Origin of the sequence: Methanimicrococcus stummii, assembly GCF_032594435.1 — an archaeon.
Taxonomy (GTDB): Archaea; Halobacteriota; Methanosarcinia; order Methanosarcinales; family Methanosarcinaceae; genus Methanimicrococcus; species Methanimicrococcus stummii.
The window spans coordinates 1,578,633-1,599,546 of record NZ_CP131062.1; the positions used below are offsets into that span (position 1 = coordinate 1,578,633).

15 protein-coding genes are annotated in these 20,914 nt (G+C 40.7%); 11 read left to right on the top strand and 4 right to left on the bottom strand.

Annotation, left to right across the window (positions count from 1 at the left end; genetic code table 11):
- Window positions 1-57: 57 nt before the first annotated feature.
- Window positions 58-1,440, bottom strand: coding sequence for a tyrosine decarboxylase MfnA (mfnA, locus tag MmiEs2_RS07355; RefSeq protein ID WP_316559220.1), 1,383 nt, complete (start codon window positions 1,438-1,440; stop codon window positions 58-60).
- 1,081 nt (window positions 1,441-2,521) lie between these two features.
- Between mfnA and MmiEs2_RS07360 the strand changes: the two genes are divergently transcribed.
- Together MmiEs2_RS07360 and MmiEs2_RS07365 are read left to right on the top strand one after the other, a co-directional pair.
- On the top strand, window positions 2,522-3,700 hold the full coding sequence (locus tag MmiEs2_RS07360) for a site-2 protease family protein (protein WP_316559221.1): 1,179 nt from the start codon (window positions 2,522-2,524) through the stop codon (window positions 3,698-3,700).
- A gap of 249 nt (window positions 3,701-3,949) precedes the next feature.
- Window positions 3,950-5,440 (top strand): TraB/GumN family protein, encoded by a 1,491-nt coding sequence (locus MmiEs2_RS07365; RefSeq protein WP_316559222.1) that lies wholly within the window; start codon window positions 3,950-3,952, stop codon window positions 5,438-5,440.
- A gap of 7 nt (window positions 5,441-5,447) precedes the next feature.
- Here MmiEs2_RS07365 and MmiEs2_RS07370 read toward each other — a convergent pair whose 3' ends face one another.
- Window positions 5,448-5,597, bottom strand: coding sequence for a hypothetical protein (locus MmiEs2_RS07370; protein ID WP_316559223.1), 150 nt, complete (start codon window positions 5,595-5,597; stop codon window positions 5,448-5,450).
- A gap of 261 nt (window positions 5,598-5,858) precedes the next feature.
- Between MmiEs2_RS07370 and MmiEs2_RS07375 the strand changes: the two genes are divergently transcribed.
- The 6 genes from MmiEs2_RS07375 (at window position 5,859) to MmiEs2_RS07400 (ending at window position 12,577) form a co-directional block, all read left to right on the top strand.
- Window positions 5,859-6,320, top strand: a complete 462-nt coding sequence (locus tag MmiEs2_RS07375; RefSeq protein WP_316559224.1) for a gamma carbonic anhydrase family protein — start codon at window positions 5,859-5,861, stop codon at window positions 6,318-6,320.
- A 94-nt stretch (window positions 6,321-6,414) separates the two neighbouring features.
- On the top strand, window positions 6,415-8,025 hold the full coding sequence (locus MmiEs2_RS07380) for a bactofilin family protein (RefSeq protein ID WP_316559225.1): 1,611 nt from the start codon (window positions 6,415-6,417) through the stop codon (window positions 8,023-8,025).
- A gap of 276 nt (window positions 8,026-8,301) precedes the next feature.
- Entirely contained in the window at window positions 8,302-10,962 is a 2,661-nt protein-coding gene (locus MmiEs2_RS07385) for a heavy metal translocating P-type ATPase (RefSeq protein ID WP_316560242.1), read from the top strand.
- Window positions 10,963-11,011: 49 nt separating this feature from the next.
- The gene (locus MmiEs2_RS07390; protein ID WP_316559226.1) at window positions 11,012-11,281 is read left to right on the top strand and encodes a metal-sensing transcriptional repressor; all 270 of its coding nucleotides are present in this window, start codon (window positions 11,012-11,014) and stop codon (window positions 11,279-11,281) included.
- Window positions 11,282-11,406: 125 nt separating this feature from the next.
- On the top strand, window positions 11,407-11,610 hold the full coding sequence (locus MmiEs2_RS07395) for a heavy-metal-associated domain-containing protein (protein ID WP_316559227.1): 204 nt from the start codon (window positions 11,407-11,409) through the stop codon (window positions 11,608-11,610).
- Window positions 11,611-11,890: 280 nt separating this feature from the next.
- The gene (locus MmiEs2_RS07400; protein ID WP_316560243.1) at window positions 11,891-12,577 is read left to right on the top strand and encodes an IS1595 family transposase; all 687 of its coding nucleotides are present in this window, start codon (window positions 11,891-11,893) and stop codon (window positions 12,575-12,577) included.
- Window positions 12,578-12,616: 39 nt separating this feature from the next.
- Here the strand turns inward: MmiEs2_RS07400 and MmiEs2_RS07405 are convergent, their stop codons facing one another.
- Both MmiEs2_RS07405 and MmiEs2_RS07410 read right to left on the bottom strand, forming a co-directional pair.
- The gene (locus tag MmiEs2_RS07405) at window positions 12,617-15,757 is read right to left on the bottom strand and encodes a heavy-metal-associated domain-containing protein (RefSeq protein WP_316559228.1); all 3,141 of its coding nucleotides are present in this window, start codon (window positions 15,755-15,757) and stop codon (window positions 12,617-12,619) included.
- Between the two features lie 122 nt (window positions 15,758-15,879).
- Window positions 15,880-16,047, bottom strand: coding sequence for a hypothetical protein (locus MmiEs2_RS07410; RefSeq protein ID WP_316559229.1), 168 nt, complete (start codon window positions 16,045-16,047; stop codon window positions 15,880-15,882).
- Between the two features lie 1,032 nt (window positions 16,048-17,079).
- On the opposite strand from MmiEs2_RS07410, the gene MmiEs2_RS07415 reads away from it, so the two are divergent.
- From MmiEs2_RS07415 to MmiEs2_RS07425, 3 genes are all read left to right on the top strand, one after another.
- Window positions 17,080-18,327 (top strand): ORC1-type DNA replication protein, encoded by a 1,248-nt coding sequence (locus MmiEs2_RS07415; RefSeq protein WP_316559230.1) that lies wholly within the window; start codon window positions 17,080-17,082, stop codon window positions 18,325-18,327.
- Between the two features lie 200 nt (window positions 18,328-18,527).
- On the top strand, window positions 18,528-19,319 hold the full coding sequence (locus MmiEs2_RS07420) for a DUF5803 family protein (protein ID WP_316559231.1): 792 nt from the start codon (window positions 18,528-18,530) through the stop codon (window positions 19,317-19,319).
- Between the two features lie 226 nt (window positions 19,320-19,545).
- Window positions 19,546-20,346, top strand: coding sequence for an ABC transporter ATP-binding protein (locus tag MmiEs2_RS07425; protein ID WP_316559232.1), 801 nt, complete (start codon window positions 19,546-19,548; stop codon window positions 20,344-20,346).
- Window positions 20,347-20,914 lie beyond the last annotated feature (568 nt).

A 20,914-nucleotide genomic window follows, 5' to 3' on the forward strand; every position in this document is an offset into this window, starting at 1 on the left:
TCAAATGAATGAATTCGGCATTTTGCTGAATTCACATTTTTTTAAAAAAATCAAAAATTATTTTTCAGCATTCAACAATTTTTCCAAATCGGAAATCATGTTGCTGATGTCTTCTTTTGTAATATGCGGCATTAAAACAAAACGAAGCGCCGGAATTGTTTTGGTTGCCGACACGTTCCAACCGTATTTTTCCAAAAGCTGCGCCCTGATTTTTTCTGTTTTTTCATGATTGGCGGTTTGAGCAGTTTCATTGCTGTTGCTGCCGGTACTGTTGGCACTACAAACACTGACGGTAACAATATTAATTCGAGGAGAAATGCAGGGCGTTAAACCGATTCGATTCAACTCTTTTTCGAAATGATTAACCAAATCCATGCAATAAGAAACATTTTCGCGGTAACCTTCAACACCGAGATGTTTCATGACGGCATAAGTTGCGGCAACGGACGAGCCGGGACGCGTTCCTGTGAGCGTTGACTGGTATTTGCTTGTCAAATACGGCGTTTTGACTTTGATTTTGTCAAGAGAAGATCCGAGAACAGATTCGTTTTTGAAAATTAAAATACCGGAAGGAATGACCGAAAGACCCATTTTATGAGGGTCAACGGAAACAGATGTCACGCCGGGAAGATTAAAAGCAAATTTGATCTCGGAATCGGAAACAGAATTAAAATCGGAATCAAAATCAGAAACGGAGCCGGAAACAGAATCCAAAACAGAATCAGAATCCAAAAACGGATAAACGAAACCGCCGAAAGCTGCGTCTACATGAAGCGGTAATTCGTGTTTGATTGCGATTTCCGATAATTTTTCAATCGGATCACATTCGCCAAATTCTGTGCTGCCGGCAATTCCGATTAAACCGATTGTGTTTTCATCAATCAAAGATTCCACTGATTCGGGAATAACTCTGAAATATGAATCAATATCCGCTTTTTTTAATTCGATTCCAAGCAAATTCGCGATTTTTTCAAATGAAAAATGAGCAGTTTTTGGAACGATTAAATTTAATCGGGAATTAGAGACAGAATTCATATTTGAATCAGAATTGAAGTCTGAATTAAGATTTGAATTGAGATTTGAATTGAGATTGAAATCAGAACCGGAATTAGAATCAGAAAAGCGGTTTTTCATATGCAAAACCGCTTCAATATTGGATTCAGTACCGCCTGACGTCATGTGTCCGAAAGCGGATTTTGGATTGGGATGATTCAGTATGGAAGCTGTCATTCGGATAACTTCTGTTTCCATCTCGCAAGTTCCGCGAAATAAACCGGGATCGCCGATATTTGAAAGCACAAACTTTTGCTGAGCGGCAACAGCAACCGGATGAGGAATTGTACACATTGAACTGAATACTTTTTTAAAATTTGTATCGGCATCTGAAAAAAAGCCAAGCTCGGCAAACAATTCTTCTTCAGGAATGCCTTTTTCATTCATGAACACAAAAACCGAAAAATAATATTTAATGATTTGCTTAAACAAATTTATTCAAATTTGAAAAGATTCATTTATGTGAAATTTGTTTAAGGTTTGTTGGAAAATTTACAGTCATTATCATCAAATTTATCAATTTATTAAATTCATCAATTGTCAAATTCATCAATTTATTAAATTCATCAATCGTCAAATTCATCAATTTGTTAAATTTTAATTTTATCAAGTTTTCTGATTTATAAAATTATCAAATTTATCAAATTTATTTCAGAAATTCCATCGGAAACTCTGAAAATGCAGAATTAGACCAACCCCATGATTTCCATTGGAGTTTTTTAGAGAAAACGAAAGCAATCGGAGTTATTAAAAAAACTAAAAATATTTTTAATGTAACTGGGTTCTTTTAACTTTTTTCGATTATTTTTAATTATTTTTCGATTATTCTTTAAATATTTTTAATTGTTTTTAGTTAATTTTCAATTATTTTTGATTATTTTTCCAATTATTTTGATTAAATTTTTAGTAATTTTTGATTATTTTCAGGTTATTTTGATTGGGTTTTTAGTTGTTTTGATTGGGTTTTTAATTATTTTTCAATTATTTTCAATTATTTTCCAATTAATTTGATAATTTTTCAGTTATTTTTCTGTTTTTTAAAATCTTACAATAATTTCTCCGCTCGTAATTATTTATTTTTAATATTATAAAATTTTATTTTATTATTTTTTGTTATTTCAATACATTTAAATATTAAAAATTTCTTAACTCAACAACAATGTTTTAACAACAAAAATAAAATTTTCAATTTTATTTTTGATTTTTTTCTTCAATTTTTTTTCAAAAACTTTTTCATTGGAAATTATGGGGGGGTGGGCCTTTATAAACTTTCCAGACGAAACTAAGGGGTCATTTTAATTTCTTATAAGATTATAAAATATGCGTAAGACAAAATAAATAATAAAATAATGAACGAAGAACCGTATGATAAACAAAAACAGTTGAAGTAAAGGGAAATCCGATTGAAAAATCTGATCTTAATTTTTAATCAGCAACTTTTATATTATTAAAAAATACTTTTTAAATTATGAGTTATAAAATTGCAACCATCAAAGGAATTCCAATTTATGTTCACATCACATTCCTTTTGGTTTTTCTGCTTTTCGCATTCATTTTTGCCATTTCCGGCTGGCCGTTTGGTTTTCGTTCCGTTGAACCGCCAATTGCCGGATATATTTTGGCTTGCCTGACAGCACTTTTGTTCTTTGTGACGCTTTTGATTCACGAACTGGCACATTCCTTGCTTGCCAAATCTTACGGGGCTAAAATTCAAAGCATTACACTTTTTTTCTTTGGCGGAATCTCTGCGATTGAAAATCCCGAAAATGAAAAAAATATGGATCCATCCAAAGAATTGAATATCGCTTTAGCCGGCCCGCTTTCAAATATGATTATCGGCATCGTTCTTTTAGCGTTCAACTATTTCGCTTACGGGTCCATTTTCGGCGTTCCTGATGTTGCAAATTGGGTTACCGAAGGTTTGACAACATTTACGGCAAACATCCCGACAATGATTTTCCTTCTTGGATCACTCAATTTGCTGCTCGGCCTCTTCAACATTCTTCCGATTTATCCGATGGACGGCGGCCGCGTTCTCAGAGCTTGGCTTGCCAAAAGACATTCCTATGAAGAAGCCACGAATACCGCCGTTTCAATCGGCAAAGGCTTTTCGGTCGTTTTGGCAATCATCGGCATCTTTACAAATTGGTGGCTCGCGATTTTAGCGCTTTTCCTTTACATTTCCGCATCAGAAGAAGGCAAAATGTTTAAAGCGACAACAATCTTGGAAGACATTGACGTCAAAGATGTTATGACAACAGACGTTTTAACGGTTGACGAATCCATGTCACTGAATGATTTCATCAACTTCGTTTTCCAAAAGAAACACCCGGGTTATCCGGTTACTAAAAACGGTATTGTTGTCGGCATGGTCACGGTTGATGACGCGCGCCACGTCAACGAAACTGAACGCTACGCATTCACAATTAAAGACATCATGAAAGAAATTGTTTCCGTTCACCCCGACGCAACCGCCTTAGAAGCGTTCAACGAAATGGGCGCGCACGCAATCGGTCGCCTTGTTGTCTTGGACGATGAAAAAATGGTCGGCATTATTTCAAGAACCGATTTGATGACGACAATTTATTTGAAAGACAACTTTAAAAATAAAAGTAAAACAAAAACAGAATCAGAAACAGAATATTAATTATCTGTTTCTTATTTTTCATCTATTTTTTAATTCTTCTTCAATTGATTTTATTTTTCAATTGATTTTTATTTTTCAATTGGTTTATTTATGTTTTATTTTGTTTTTTAAAACCTATTTAAATTTAACAAATTTCAAAAAACGAATCTGTTTTAAATAGAATAAATAGAATAAGAATTATTCCAGTTTTAAAATTTTAAATAATTCAAGTTAAATTCATTAAATTAAATCAAATTTTGAGTCTCAAATATGAAAAACGAAGACGAATATCACAATTTTTCAGAGCCGACAGACTCGGGCAATATTTCTGCAAACTTGTCCGACTCATCTTTCGCTTCAACACAAGAAGCCGGCGGCTTGTCTTCAGAAAATCCGGAAGATATTTCAGAAAATGTTTCAGAAAATGTTTCCGGAAACGCTTCAGAAAGTGTTTCAAATACCGTTTCCGATTCGGACATCGTTGTTTCGGATATAAGTTTTGAGAATATTGTTCCCGTTTCAGAAGCAGCAGACGGTATCAATCCGACGCAGATTATCATTATCGGAACGGCGCACGTCTCTCCAAAAAGTGTTCGTGAGGTTCGGGAAACAATTGAAAGAGAAAAACCGGATATCGTTGCCGTCGAACTTGATGCAAATCGATATAAAGGAATGACGGATCCCGATACGGGCGAATCTGAAATTTCTTTTAAAGATATTCTCAAACCCGGTCAAACTTTCTATTATCTTCTTTACGGATTTTTGGCTTACATGCAGAAAAAAATGGGTGAGCAGCTCGGCGTTCCGCCGGGATCCGAAATGATGGCCGCCGTTGAAGGCGCTCAAGAAGTCGGCGCAGGAATCGCACTCATCGACCGTGACATTCAAACAACATTCAAGCGCTTCTTAGCGAAATTAAGCTTCGGTGAAAAACTGAAAATGGCTTACAAAATCGTCAAAGGTATGGTTTTCGGCGACGCGGAAGAACAGGAATTCGATATCAATCACATGACCGACCAAGATGTCGTCACCGTCATGATTGAAGAACTTCGTCATTTATCCCCGACAGCCGCATCCGTTTTGATTGACGAGCGCGACGCGTATTTGGCCGGAAACATTCTCAGAACCGTTCAAGCCGCCGGACCCGGCAAAAAAATCGTCGTCGTCATCGGTGCCGGTCACCGCCAAGGCGTTATGAATTATTTAAACACGCCGTCAAATATTCCGAATCTTGCGGAACTTGATGTCATCCCGAAAAAGAAATTCAGTTTGGCTAAGGTCATCAGCTACGGAATTGTCGCGCTTGTTTTGCTTTTATTCGCGTACATCATTTACGCCGTCGTTACTTATCCCGACATGACGCCCGAAATTCTTCTTGTAGCATTCGGGTGCTGGTTCCTGATTAACGGCGTTCTCAGCGCGATTTGCGTTTTGCTCGCAGGCGGCAAAATCCGCTCGGCAGCAACCGCTTTCCTGCTGGCTTGGTTTACATCCGTCAACCCGCTTCTCGCCGCCGGTTGGTTTGCAGGCTTAGTTGAAGCAGGAATCCGAAAACCGACAACAAAAGACATGAAAAATATGATGAACGCAGAATCTTTCAAAGAATTGAACGGCAATCCGTTTTTCAAAGTCGTTTATGTCGCGGCGCTTGCCAATATCGGAAGCATGGTCGGAACATTCATCGGCGCTTATGTCGTTTTAAAAATATCCGGAATCGACATTGTCGAATTGATTACAAATGTTGTAACAGGATTGTTTTAATTAAAATTTAATTAAAAACAATCTTCCTCTTTTTGATTTTTTGTGTTGTTTGTACGTTGTCGTGTTTGCCGCCGTCCGGCTGCGCTGCCGGCGTTGCCGTGCAGTGGTTGCTTTGGCTGCGCGCCTCTGTAACTGTCAGCGCTGCCAACACTGTCATGCTGCCGCCACAGCCGTACCGCCGCGCGCGATTGCCCCAACTTTTCAAAATTAACTCAAACCCCACCCTTGTCTTTTTGATATTATTTAAAAAAATTGAATTTCATTTTTTGATTCATCAATCCCCTCCTCCGGTTTTTGATTCATCAAATCAATTTATCGATGATATTTGAAAAATTATTATCATTTTTCATCGGCTTTTCCGAAAAAACAAAATAGGAAGTTCAAAATTTTAATTTTCAGAATAAACGAGGTTTAAATTATGTTAAGAAAAGCAAAAAACGCAACAATCGTCGGCGACACCGAATTTGCCGAAAATACAAGTGTCTGGTACGGCGCAGTCATCCGCGCCGATGCCGGTTTGATAAAAATCGGAGAAAACAGCAACGTTCAGGACAATTGCGTCCTTCACAGCAATGTCAGCCAGCCGACCGTTATCGGCAAAAACGTTACAATTGGTCACGGCGCTGTCGTTCACGGCCCCGTTATCGAGGACAACGTCTTAATCGGCATGAATTCCACCGTTTTGGACGGCGCTGTCATCGGCGAAGGAAGCATTATCGGCGCAAACGCGCTCATCCCGGCCGGAAAAATCATTCCGCCGCGCAGCATGGTTCTCGGCGTTCCCGGAAAAATCGTCCGCGAAGTCACCGAAGAAGAAGTGCAGGCAACGATTAAAAACGCTCTTTGGTATGTCGAAATGTCCAAAGCTTTGGAAGAATAATTCAAAAATCTAAAGATTCTAAAAGCGATCCTAAAAAATCATCATAAAGCTGTTTTTAATATGGTTTAAATAATTGTAAGTGGTTTGTATCCGTATGATTTCTTCCAAAAATATTCGTTTTCATTCGCCATCAAACACTTACATAATTCCAAAAAATTCCATTATCGATCAAAACGTCGCCGTTAAAGGCAATGTTATTGTCGGCTCAGGCACACGCTTTTGGAAAAATATTAAAGTTGACGGAAATATTCAGTTTGGAAAAGGCTGCGCCGTCGAGGGCAATCTGAAAGCGCATGAAATCATTATCGGCTCCCGTTCAAAAGTCAAAGGAAAAATTACGGCGGATTCCGATATTTCTCTTTTGCAAAATGCGGTCGCCAATTCCGTTGAAAGCGGCGGCAACATCACAATTATGCCTGGCTGCGTTGTCGGCTACGCTAACGGAAGCACGTTATCCGTTATCGGAAAAGCGGAAATCAAAAAAATCGGCGTCATCACAAAAGTAACCGTTCGGGCGAATACGGTTGCCGAACTCGAAGATGAACCGGAAGAATCAGACGAACTTGAAAATGAATTCAAAAACGAACTTAAAAACGAATTCGAAAATGAGTTTGGAAATGAATTTGAAAGTAAATTTGAAAACGAATTAAATAAGGAATCAAACGATTTCATATCGAAAGAACTTATTTTTGAAAACAATATTTCTGATTCAACTAAAAAAGATTCGGATGAATCTTATGAATTAGAAAATGATATTGGAAGCGACGCAATTTTAGATTCATCATCAACCCCTATATTTCCGATGGAATCCGACAATGAAAACGTTCAGCCTGATGTTGAAACAGTTGAATTTGACGCTGAAATTATTGACGAAACAATTGAATCGTCTCCCAAATCTTTTACAACATTTGCAGATTTGCCGGCAGACCGCCCGGTCAGTATTCCGACAGATGAATCATCCGAAGTCGAAATTGTCGGCGAAACTTCCATTTCCGACACGGATTCGGGTTCGGATTCAAGTTCTGAAATGATTCCCCGAACCGTTGAAACGCCTTTTGGAACGGTTGTTGTCGGCGAAAAACCGGCAAAATCGGAATCAATGAACAGAAATGTAAAATTTGAAACGGAATCTTTTTCCGATAATCAATTTGCTTCGGTAACGGAAGTTTCAAAAGAAGAGCAGCAGGCAGATTTTGAGGCGGAAATCCGTGCAAAAGCGCCGCCCGTCCGCAAATCGGAGTTTAAATGGCCGGCGTTTGAACCGAAGAAAATGCCGAAAACAATCAAGGCGGAAGTTTCAAAAGAGCCGGCGCGCCCGGATAATTTATTTTCAAATCAGCTCAAATCATCGCAAGCTCAAATTCAGTATGATGAAATTAAAATTCAAAGTGCTCCGAAGCAAAAAGAGTATTTTCAAAGCAGCGAACCCAATATTTCCGGAAAAGCGAATCAAAAAATCGTTTTTGAAGAAATCGGCAGCGCCAACTCAAAACCGCAGCAAATTCACTCACCGATTCAGAAATCAAAAGCTGACATTTTAATGGAAAAAATGAATTTTGACGCGGTTCCCGAAAACAAAAAAGAAACGGAATCGAGGCAAAAAAGAGAAAGAACTCAGGCTGAAATCAAAAATTCTAAAATTTGGTATGAAGAACGCCATCCGCAATCCGAATCCAAGAAAAAAGAATATCCGCCTTACGTTTAATTTTTTTTGATTTTTAATTTTTAAAAAACGGATTCTTTTATTTTATTTCATTAAAAATGAATTTTCATTTTCATTCAATTTTTGAAATTTTGCCCCGTTCGCGCGCGCACAAGGCGACGAAAGACAGTTGCAAACAACAACAAACAGGCAATCTTAAATAGAATCCTTTTTAATATTCTTTCATAGACACCCCACAGGGGTATGGTATAATAAACCGCAATCAAAAATAAAAAACCAAAACAGATTCAAAACAAAATCGAGGCAGGAGGCCTTTAAATCAAACAAAAATTCAATGTCACGGGAATGACTTGCGCGTCCTGCAGCAATCATGTTGAAAAAGCTGTCAGCAAACTAAACGGCGTTTCAAAAGTCACGGTCAATCTTTTACAGAATTTTATGGTTGTCGAATACGATGAAAAAATCGTTACTGAAACGGATATTATCAAAGCTGTGACGGATGCCGGTTACGGCGCGTTTCCGGCGGACGAAAAGTCTAAAAAAGGATCGACAGGAACCGAAAGCGCTGCGCAAAATCCGGCGGCGGCCGAAGCCGAGCAAATGAAGTTCCGTTTGATTTGGTCAATCGTTTTCCTGATTCCGCTGATGTATATCGCGATGGGGCCGATGATCGGGCTTCCGATGCCGTCATTTTTGAGCGGTCATGAAAACGCCGTCGCTTTCGGTATGGCTCAGCTTCTTCTGACGCTTGCAATTGTTTATCTCAATCGCAATTATTTCATTAACGGATTCAAAAGCCTGATCAAGCGCGCTCCGACAATGGACGCGCTGATTGCAATCGGCTCGTCCGCTGCGATTATTTACGGCATTTACGCGATTGTTCGAATGGGATACGGTCTTGCGATTCAGGATTTCGCGCTTGTCGAACAATATCATATGGACATGTATTTCGAATCGGCCGGCACAATTTTGACGTTAATTACGGTCGGCAAATATCTGGAAAGCCGTTCTAAAGGAAAAACGAGCGACGCGATTACGCGTCTTTTGGATTTAGCCCCGAAAACCGCTCTTGTTGAAAAAGACGGCGCTGAAGTTGAAATTCCCGTTGCAGATGTCGCTCCCGGAGATATTCTGATCGTTAAAACCGGAAACAGTGTTCCTGTTGACGGCAAAATCGTTGAAGGGTCGGCAGCAATCGACGAATCCGCGATTACCGGCGAGAGCATTCCCATTGAAAAAACGGTTGGTGACAACGTGACAGGCGCGACCGTTAATCGTTCAGGATTCATCAAAATGACGGCGGTTCGTGTCGGTGAAGACACAACGCTTTCGCAAATTATTCGTTTGGTCGAAGAAGCAAGCGCGAGCAAAGCGCCGATTTCCAAGTTGGCGGATCGTGTCAGCGCGGTTTTTGTTCCGGCGGTTATTCTCATTGCGATTGTCGCGACAATAGTTTGGCTGCTACTCGGCTATCCGTTTGAATTTGCGCTTTCCATCGGCATCGCTGTTTTGGTTATCAGCTGCCCGTGCGCGCTGGGACTTGCAACGCCGACGGCAATCATGGTCGGAACCGGCAAAGGCGCCGAAAACGGAATCCTGTTCCGAAATGCCGAAAGCATCGAAACAGCGCAGACGGTTGATGTCGTTATTTTGGATAAAACAGGAACTGTCACGGAAGGAAAACCATCCGTTACCGGAATTTATCCGGCCGCCGGTGTTTCAAAAGAAGAATTGATGACTTGCGCCGCCTCCGTTGAGAAATTTTCGGAACATCCGCTTGCTGTTGCAATTGTTGAAAAAGCGGCGGCGATGAATTTGAATTTAATGCCGGCGGCCGACTTTAAACAAACCGCCGGCCACGGAATTCAAGCTGTGATTCAAAATGAACAAATTTTGGCCGGCAACGCAAAAATGATGGTTGCCGACGGTATTGATATTCAAAAATTATCTGAAATATCCGATGAGATCGCTGAAAACGGTCAAACACCGCTTTATTTCGCGAAAAATAAACAGTTGCTCGGCATCGTTTCAATCGCCGACACGATCAAGCCGACCAGCAAACGCGCAATTGCCGAGTTCAAAAACACGGGCATTGACGTTATTTTGCTCACCGGCGACAATGAAAGAACAGCAAATGCGATTGCCAAGCAATTGGAAATCGATCACGTAATTGCAGGCGTTTTGCCTTCCGGAAAAGAACAAATTGTTCGCGAACAGCAGGAAGCCGGTAAAAAAGTTGCGATGATCGGCGATGGTATCAATGACGCGCCGGCGCTCGCGCGCGCGGATGTCGGCATGGCAATCGGTGCCGGAACAGACATCGCAATCGAAAGCGCGGATATCGTGTTAATGAAAAGCGATTTGATGGATGCCGTGACAGCTTTTAAGCTTTCAAAAGCCACAATCCGAAACATCAAAGAAAACCTGTTTTGGGCGTTCTTCTACAACATTTTGGGAATCCCGCTTGCAGCCGGTGTCTTTTATCCGATTCTCGGATGGAAACTCAATCCGATGTTTGCGGCCGCCGCCATGAGTTTGTCCTCGCTCTTTGTCGTCACAAACGCGCTGAGACTGAGATTTTTCAAACCGAAATTCACGACAGAAGCACTGCCGGAAACCTGCCCGCTTCCGATTGAAGATGAGGTGGCAGCCGGTACAGCGGCAGGCAGCAGCGGCGCGCCGGCAAAAGCCGAGTCCGGAAATGAAAATAAAAACGAAATCGGGAGTGCCGTTAATAAAGATGAAAACAAAAACGGTGCCGCCGTTTTGATGAAAATCAACGGCATGACTTGCATTAATTGTCAAAAACATGTCGAGAAAGCATTGAATGCGATTCCCGGCGTTTCGGCTGAGGTGGACTGGGAAGCGGGAACGGCGCAAATTTTCGGCGCGGAAGACATCGATGATGAAATCTTGAAACAAGCCGTTGAAAAAGAAGGCTATGAAGTTGTTTCCATTCAGCGCGCCAATGAAAATTAAAAACGGAGAGTAAAAACGAAAAATAAAAGGAAAACAGAGAGGGAAAGTTATGAGAGCAGATAAGAAAGACGTTCTGAGAATGTTAAAAACGGCGCGCGGTCAGATTGACGGTATCATTAAAATGGTCGAAGAAGACAAATATTGCATTGATATCGTTCATCAAATCATGGCAAGCGAAGCCGTTCTCAGAAAAACGTCAAAAATCGTTCTTCAAGGACATTTATCGGGATGTGTCAGCGAGGCATTTGAAAGAGGTCCGGAAGAGCGCGAAGAAAAAATCAATGAAATTATCGATGTGTTTGATAAGTTGAATAAATGAAAATAAAATTCAGCAGCTGTCAACATATCATAATATTTAATTACTTGAAATATATAAAATTAAAAACAATCCGAAATATAATCAAAAATATCCGGAAAAGTAATCAAAAAATCAGGAGAAAAATTATGGAAACCGTAACCTTTAAAGTCGGCGGCATGACCTGCGGTCACTGCCAAAGAAGAGTTCAAGACGCATTAACAAACATCGACGGCGTTTCAAAAGCTTCCGTCAATCTTGAAAAAGGCGAAGCAACCGTTGAATATGACGGTTTTAAAACATCCGCCGACGTTTTGAAAAAAGCTGTCGCAGATGCCGGATATGAAGTTTAACTTCATGTCCTTTTCTTTTTTTTAATAAAATCTAAAACAAAACTCAATAAACAGTTTTTAGTTCCTGTTTTTATTTTTAAATTAAACGTTTTAGAAATATTTTTGAAATATTTTAATATTTTTTAAAAATGTTTTTAAAAGATTTTTAAAAAATGTTAAAAAATAAGTGTACAGCACGAAACAATTTTCATTCGATTATTTAATTGTCCCATGCTGTTTTTGACAAAATTTAAGGGTCATGATAAGAACAACCAAATAATTTGGTGTTAAAATCATGACTATGCAATTGAAAAATAAATACATTTTTCGTTCTAAAATTTCTGAAGCTAAATTTAGACAAATTGTGAAACTTTTTGTTCTGGATTTAGATGCAACTCAAATATCCCAAATTACAGGTGTAAGCCGTATTACGATCAACAGATACCTCATGGCAATCCGCGAGCGGATTGCCGGATTCTGCGAAGCAGAATCCCCTTTTCAAGGAGAAATTGAAGTTGATGAATCCTATTTCGGCCCGAGGCGTGTAAAAGGAAAGCGGGGACGCGGCGCAGGCAGCAAAACAATTGTTTTTGGGATGAGAAAAAGGAATGGGAAAGTCTATACTGAAATCGTTCCGGATTGTTCTAAATCAACTTTACAATCAATTATCCGAGGGAAAGTTGATCTTGATAGTGTTATTTATTCTGATAATTGGCATGGATATGATGGATTGGTAGATGTTGGTTATGATAAACACTATCGAGTAAACCATGGTAAAAATGAGTTTGTAAATGGGAAAAGTCATATTAATGGGATTGAAGGATTCTGGGGCTATTCAAAATCCAGGATGAGTAAACATCGTGGAGTTCATAAAAAGTATTTTTACCTTCATTTAAAGGAATGTGAGTTTAGGTACAATTATAGGAATGAAGATTTATATCAAAAAATCCTAAAAATCTTGAGAGAAAATCCTCTATTCTTATCTTGACCCAAATTTAATTTGTCGATTTTACAATTTCTTCATTCTTTATTCGGCCGTGCCGATTTCGGGAAGGCTGCCGCCGGTCCATGTCATTGTGTTTGTACAGCTTCCGACAACGGAACCTTCGGCAAATCCGGCAATGCTTCCGACGTATTCAAATCCGCCGGTAATGCTGCCGCTAGCATCGCAGCTTGTAATTTCAAACACACTCGGCGTGAAATATTCTTCAAACATCTCGTAATACACGGCACGTTCTTCAGCCGAAAGGTCTTCATCTAAACCGAGCATGGCATCAAGCATTTCTTCCGTCAGAGCAAATCCGCCGCCGACAATGCCGCCGATACGGGATGATGTGTCTGAAACAATGATTTCAACATTATCAATATCGCAATTCAAAATGGAAGTCGGAATGCTTCCGTCGGTCGTGCCGGTCATGCCCAGCAAACCGCCGATCAATATGTTGCCGCTTCCTGTCGCTGTTATTGTAACGTCTTCAGCCAAACAATCTTCGACAAGCGCGCTTTCAAAGGCGCAGCCTGCAAGACCGCCGAGTCCCTGAATGCTGTCTCCGGAAGCCGTAATTGTTCCCGAAGCGTAACACCCTGACAACATGCTTTCTTCCATGCCGCCGGCTAAAATGCCTGCCATGCTTCCGCCGTCACCGATAACGATAATATCCGCCGTTGCGCTGCAATCTGTCAAATCGGCAAAACCGCCGCCGACAATACCGCCGACCATTGAGTTTCCGGTAATTGTGTTTGTGCCGCCGTTTTCTGTCAGAATGATTTCTTCCAAAACACAGTAAGCCGCATAACCAATAACACCGCCGACCAGCATCGAAGATCCGCTGACATCAACATCTTCAACAACCAAATCGTATATGGAAGGTTCTGCAGAAGTTGATCCCGTAATTGATATTGTTGTGTAATGGTGCGCATTATCAACGGCATCCGTCAGCAAAGCGTCTAAACCGGTATAGTCGATATCCTGGCTCAAAACAACCGTTGCTGTGCTTTGGCCGCCCGGAACCAAATCAATATTAACGAATTTGACACCGTCAACTTCATACAAAGCTTCCGTCACGAATCTGATGCAGTTCGGACAGTTCATGCCTTCAATTGTAATCGCTTTTGTCGATCCGACAACGCAGCCGAACAATCCGACAGCAATGTCTTCTGAATTAACGCTGACATCTGAAATTGAATATCCGTCGCCGTTAAAAGTGCCGGTAAAAGCTCTTTTTATGATCGGGTTTTCTTCATCTTCTTCCGATGCCGGAATAAAAGTGCCGAGCGGTTCCCAATTACTGTAACCGGAAAGGTTGATATCGTCGATTAAAATGAAATTCCCATCCAAATGGTAACGCACACGATCGAGCTGATCGGCGGTTTCAATTTGATACGGATCGGCGACTGTACCGCTGCCGTCTGCAAAAGGCGTTACAGTCGAATCATAAACGATCCACCATTCACCGGTAATTTTGTTGTCTTTGGTTCTGTCGCTCCAAATCAATTCGTCTTCGGCGCTGACCGGAAGCGGAATGCCGCTCATTGTTGTATCATCAGAATCGACCATGACGGCACCGTAACTGAGGAGCATCATATCATTTTGTTCGTCATAGGAAATGCCGAATGCAAATCTGTCCGTGATGTCTGTCGGAGTTCCGCCGACATCTGAATAAACGCTGATTCCGTAATCTGTCAGCATGTCAACCATGACGGCAGATCCTTCTTCCGCCGGCAAATACCAGCCTTCATAATACATCAATTCTCCTTGAAGTTCACGGCCCTTTAATTCGGCGGCGAACTGGTCATAGAAATCGAAGTTGATTCGCGTGAAATCAAAGAAAGCGTTGAATCCCATTGCCGGGCGAATCGTATCTCCGATATCGGCAGTTGTTGCAAGGCTGAATTCAAATCCGCTCGCATAGAAATCTCCGGCGCTGATTTGGTTCGGTTTGCCGCTGACATTTTTGGTGTAAGTGTCCGCGTTTTCAGGATCAATGACTTCATGCGCCCAGTAAAATCCGTTGTCTTCGGCGGTGTTTACTTGCGCCGCCCATTCGTTAATATCGGGAACCGATAAGAAGAACATTCCGGCTTCATTGTTTCCTTTTTCAATGATTTTCGGATTGACTGTGGGGTACGGCCAGAACAGGAATTCTACGTCCGGATATTTTACCATCGCGAATCCGTATTCGTCGACCGGATAGATTTCTAAAATCATGGACGAATCTTCTTCATCGAACGTGGCTTCCAAAACAAACATTTCGTTTCCTTCGTCGGTGTCTCCGTAAACGATTAATCTGTCGTAGTTGTCATTTTCATCATCGTAAATAACATATGAAAACGGGAACATGCATTCCGTTTCTCCAATTCCCGGAATGTCAATGCGGAATATCAGGTCAATGCTTCCGTCTTCTTTAAATTTCCAAACTGAGCCTTGGACCGGTAAACCTGCGCCCCAACCGTATCCGCCGGTTTCTGGGTCGGAATACATTGAAAAGATGTTTTCGGGCAATACTGTGTCCACATAATCGTCACGGTTGGCAGTTCCGACTCTTTTGAAATAAGTGGATTCGCCGTATTCTTTTTGTTCTTCGTCCGTTAAGGTAAATTCCGTAACTCGGATGAGATCGTTTGTGATGACTTCGAATTTGTTGCTTTTAATCATACCGTTTCCGCCGAAATCAAAATATGAAACAGCAACGTGAACGCCGTCCAAATCTTTTCTGACGATGTACGCGCCGGATCCTTCGTCAGGAATCACTCCGACATATTCGGACGGCAGGTTTTCCATTGTATAATCAAAAGTGCCGTCCGAATAACCGATATAAGTCAAAACGGATCCGTCTTCGTCTTCGGAAATCCATGTGCCGATGAACGGATTGCTCACGGATGCGAGCCAAATGTTCGGCTTGCTTGAACCGCCGCCGCCTCCGGAACCGGTTGCGACAACGACGTCAGGAAAAGATGATGACCCTGCTGCGTTTTCGCCGCCGCCGCCACCACTTCCGCTGCTGCCGGCATCGGTGTCTTCGGTTTTGTCGTCTTCAGCGTTCTCATTTTCATTTAAAGAAGATGAAAATCCTCCGGGACTTCCCGAATCTGTTTCCTGATCTGTTCCTTGATTTAAACAACCGGACATCATTGCTGCAAGAAGCACGGCAACGATTATCAAAATCATTGGCGCCGCAGCAAACCGGCGTTCATTTTTCTGTAATTTTTTTCGTTCTGATGACATAATAATCCCATCCTGATTTTCACTTCTTTCACACCGTTGAGTTCGCTTATGCTTATTTTCTGAATTCAACCTTTCCAATTCATTTGAATTTGATCAATTTCGGTTTGATTCATTTCGGTTTGATTCATTTCGATTTGGTTCATTTCGATTTGGTTCATTTCGATTTGGTTCATTTCGATTTGGTTCATTTCGATTTGGTTCATTTCGATTTGGTTCATTTCGATTTGATTCATTTCGATTTGATTCAGTTTTGAATAATTTTAAAATCCGATTTTCGATTTTTTTCAGGAAGCAGAAGCAAAGAGACGTTTGTATGATTGAATGTTAATCAAAGAAGTAAAATAAATCAAAAAACGTAAGTTTTTCATATATAAAAATTAGTTAGTTTTACAAAAAAATATTCGTATCAACGAAAAATTTATTTTATTACGAAAAAATTGTTCTATTGTGAAAAAATTATTATACTTTTAAAATAAATTGATTTCAATGATTCCAGTCGCAGCTATTTGATTTTTTATTGGAAACCGTTTTCTTGAAAATGTCTTTATTTCCAAAAGAAACATTCTTCTCTTCGTCCTGTGTTTCCGATGAAGCATTCAGTCGTTTCAAACAATGTGCTCGAATCTGTTTTTCATTCGAAATCATCACCTCCTTTTTTGAAAATCAATTGGTGCGGTGAAACAAAAATATATATTCGCAACCGCGCCTGTATCGGTTTTTCCATGCGAAATGAAGGGGTGTCGAAACAATAACCTTTAATACCTTTACTTCTCTTGGATATCTTACACAAGAAATATTCCGGTCCAAAAAATCGGGATAAACTGATATGAACTTTCAGCACGCCACGACTGAAAAATTGTAACCGTGTTATTGAAATGTTTTAAAACGTTTCATATTTTCAAGAAATGATTTTTCAATAAAACATCATTTCCACAGGAACAGGCGCTTTTCATGCCTGCATCGGAAACAGCGCTGTTTTCAGCGATAATTTTTCAGTAAAGGAAAAAACGAAAGTCAGAAATTCACAATTCACGCAATTGATCGATTTTTCAAAAACACAGCCGATTTTTCGGTGACCGCCTCGGTTTTGGCGCTCCCGGCAGATTTCGGATTTAAGCAGCCGGGTTTTTCCGCCTGCGGATAAATTTGAGACGAAAGCGCGGTTCGCGCCGGTTTATTTCAGGCGGCAAACGGCTTTTTTCATTTACGTATTTGACGTTTTCACTTAACGTTTTCACCGACGATCTCACAGGAGATTTAATACTATGACAAGCTCCCTAAACAAATTATTTGAACGCCTTCTTGAAAATGAATCCATTTTCAAAGACAAGGAAGTTCTGAGACATTCGTACACGCCCGATGTTTTGGTTCATCGTGATGCGCAAACGGAAGAATTGGCGACGATTTTGGTTTCCGCGCTGCGCGGCGAAACACCGTCAAACATTCTCATTTACGGCAAAACAGGAACCGGAAAAACCGCCGTTACGCGATATGTCGGCAAAGAGCTTGAAAACATGAGTGAGAGAATGGGCGTCAAATGTTCCGTGATTTACGTCAATTGTGAAGTTATCGACACGCAGTACAGACTTTTGGCAAATCTGGCCCGTCATTTCGGCGAAGACATTCCGATGACCGGCTGGCCGACTGACCAGGTTTTCCAAAAATTTAAGGAAGCTTTAGACACGCAGGAACAGGTTCTCATTGTGATTTTGGACGAAATCGACAAGCTTGTCAAGAAAGGCGATGACGTTCTTTACAATTTATCCCGTATTAATTCCAGTTTAAAACAGGCGCGCGTCAGCATTATCGGCGTGTCCAACGACTTAAAATTCACCGACTTTTTAGACCCGCGCGTTAAAAGTTCGCTCGGCGAAGAAGAAATCATTTATCCGCCTTACGATGCCGATCAAATCCGCGACATTCTTTATCAGCGCGCTGAAATGGCTTACAATGAAAATGTTTTAGATGGCTCCGTCATTCCGCTGTGCGCCGCTTTGGCCGCGCAGGAACACGGCGATGCGCGCCGCGCGCTTGACCTGCTCCGTGTTTCCGGCGAAATCGCGGAACGCCGCGAAGAAAAGCTTGTTACGGAAATTCATGTCCGCGTCGCTCAGGATAAAATCGAAGTCGATCGCGTTGTTGAAGTCGTCCGGACGCTTCCGATGCAATCCAAACTTGTTTTGTTCAGTATTGTCACGCTCAACATCAGCGCACAAAACCAGGATCTGTCGCCGCAGAGCATCACAACGGGCGAAGTGTACAACATTTACAGAAAACTTTGCAAAGCGATTGATGTTGACGTTTTAACACAGCGCCGCGTCACGGATTTGATGTCGGAGCTGGATATGCTCGGCATTATCAACGCGGTTGTTGTCAGCAAAGGCCGCTACGGCCGAACAAAAGAAATTTCGCTTTCCGTTCCGGTCAAAAACACATACGATGTGCTTCTTGAAGATTACAAATTAACGCCGCTTCAGAACTACAGTCACAACGTCAAAATCGGATATTTCTGATTTAAAATTGATGGAAGTTCGCCGCCGAACTTTCATCTTTGTTTTTCATTTACATTTCGTTTTTTCATTTTGATTTTCATTTTCGGTTTAATTTTATTTTTTAAAAAACAAACATTTTTATGAACAGAATCCTATTTTCATTTATGAAAAAAGGTCTGTTTCCGTTTCTTATTTTTGTCTTTCTCATCGTTGCCGTTTCTTTGAGCGGATGCTTAACATCGCTGACGGGAGACTCTAATAATTCGACGGAAGCAGCCAATGCGTCAGATGTTTTTGAAATTTATGAGCCGAATATTTTTGTTCCGACAATTCAGGGACAGCAAAAAATCGTTGAATCCGGCACTTATTTTGTTGATTCAAAATCTTCGGCGGTTCGTGTGATTCGCCTCGTTGATAATCAAAAAACAGTTTCTCTGCTTCACGATTCAAGCATGTTTTCTTTTGAAGCGCCGGAATTTACGGAGATTTATTTCATCACGGCTGATGATTTTTCCGCAACGCAGGAAGGCATTGATTTGCTTCTTGAAAATCCGGTTCTTGTCAGTCCCGGTTATGAATTGAAAAATGTGAAACGTGCGCCGGTCATGGAATTTAAAGAAAATTTCACGGGCGTTTTGGTTTACACATTCTGCCCGAATATGAACAGCACTTCTATTGTTGTTAACGACGGCGCCGACGCTATTCAAATTATTTTGCCCGACGGCCTGATGACAGGAAACAGAATCGTCGGAACGGCTTCGCCGAAGCCGGATTCTTTTGAAGAAGATGAAATCGGCCGTCACGTTTTGAAATGGAATAATCCGATCGGCGCCGTTAGTGTCAATTATTACAATGAAAAAGCACCGCTTTACCTGTTGATTTCATTTGCCGCGCTCGCCGGTGCCATCATTCTTGTTTATTTGCGCTACAGATATCAAGTCAAAAAATTGCATAAAATTACGGAACTCGTTGACGATGAAACGTCCGGGTTCCGAGAGCGCAAACTCAATTAAATCAAATACAAGCATTTTGTTTGCGCTGTTGTCTGTGTTGCCGTTTGCATCTGCTCCGTTCTGCGCTGCCGGCAACGTCTGCCGCCGCGCGCGAGCCGCACAAATTTTTAAAAAATAAATGAAAAACAAACTCTGTTTTTTTAAAAAAATGAATGAAAAATAAATCTCATTTTCGAAATTTTGACGAAAAACTAATAACCGTTTAATCCTACAATGAATTTTAATTATGACAACTGACAAAGATATTCCGCTTCTTGATTTCAAAAACGTGACCGTCGTCAAAGGCGGCCGCGCGATTTTGGACAATCTTTCGCTGACAGTCGGAGCGGATGAAAATATCGCCATAATCGGCCCGAACGGCTCGGGCAAATCTTCGCTCATCAAAGTCATGACGCGCGAATATTATCCCGTCGCGGACGTTCCCGGGCTTTCTATGAACATCTTAGGCGAAGAGATGTGGAATATCTTTGATTTGCGCAAACAAATGGGCATCATTACAACGGATTTGCAGCATTCCTGCATCCGAGACAGCACGGTTCTGGAAATCGTTATTTCCGGCTATTTTTCAAGCATCGGCATTTACGATGATTTCTTTGATGTCACCGTCGAAATGAAAGCGATGGCGCACGAGGTTTTGAAATTTTTAGGAATTTATCATTTGGCAAACCAAAAAATGACGAAAATTTCTTCCGGTGAAGCGCGAAAAGCGCTGATTGCACGCGCGCTCGTTCACGATCCGAAAGCGCTCGTCTTAGACGAGCCGACCAACAGCCTGGACATGAAATCAATTGATCAATTCCGAAAAACCGTCAGCTCTATTGCCAAAGCCGGCAAAAATATCGTTCTCGTCACCCACGATTTATCGGACATTATTCCCGAAATCAAGCGCGTGATTCTCATTAAAGACGGAAAAATATTTGCCGACGGCAAAAAAGAAGACATTTTAACGAATGAAAATCTTACCGCGCTTTTTGAAGTTCCCGTAACGGTTCAAAAGCACGGGGACTATTACGCGGCATTTTGCTGATCTTTTTAATTTTCATTTAATTTTTTTGATTCTTAAAAACGACAGCGAAAGCTCTGCAATAATGAAATAAAAAGAAAAGAAGAAAAGCCCGAAATCGGGCTGTCAGACTTTATGGGGAATTTGATTTTGAACAAATTGGTTTGTTTTTTGAAACGGAGGTTTCGTTTTTTGTTTCTGTTGCATTTCGATTATGGCGTATCGATTATTTATTTAATATTTTACAGAGGGCTCAAATGTAAAACAACTAAATTTGAGTTATTTCCTAAATACGTCTAAATGGTATATATACTTTTTTATTTTTAAAATCGCAATCAATCAAAATGTTAATTTGTTGAGCATTGCGTTTTTTGTAAAACTCCCAAAATCATTAATCAATAAAATTTGAATAAATCGAAAATTAATTTAAAATCAATTAAAAATTCGTTTTTCCGAGTTTTAAACAAAATTAGTTGAATTAAACATTTATGTTTTGAAAAAAATTAAAAAATCGCCCGTCCGATTTTCATTCATTTTTGAAAAAATGATGCTGCTCGCGCGCGGCGGCACAGCAAACAAAACGGAAAAACCA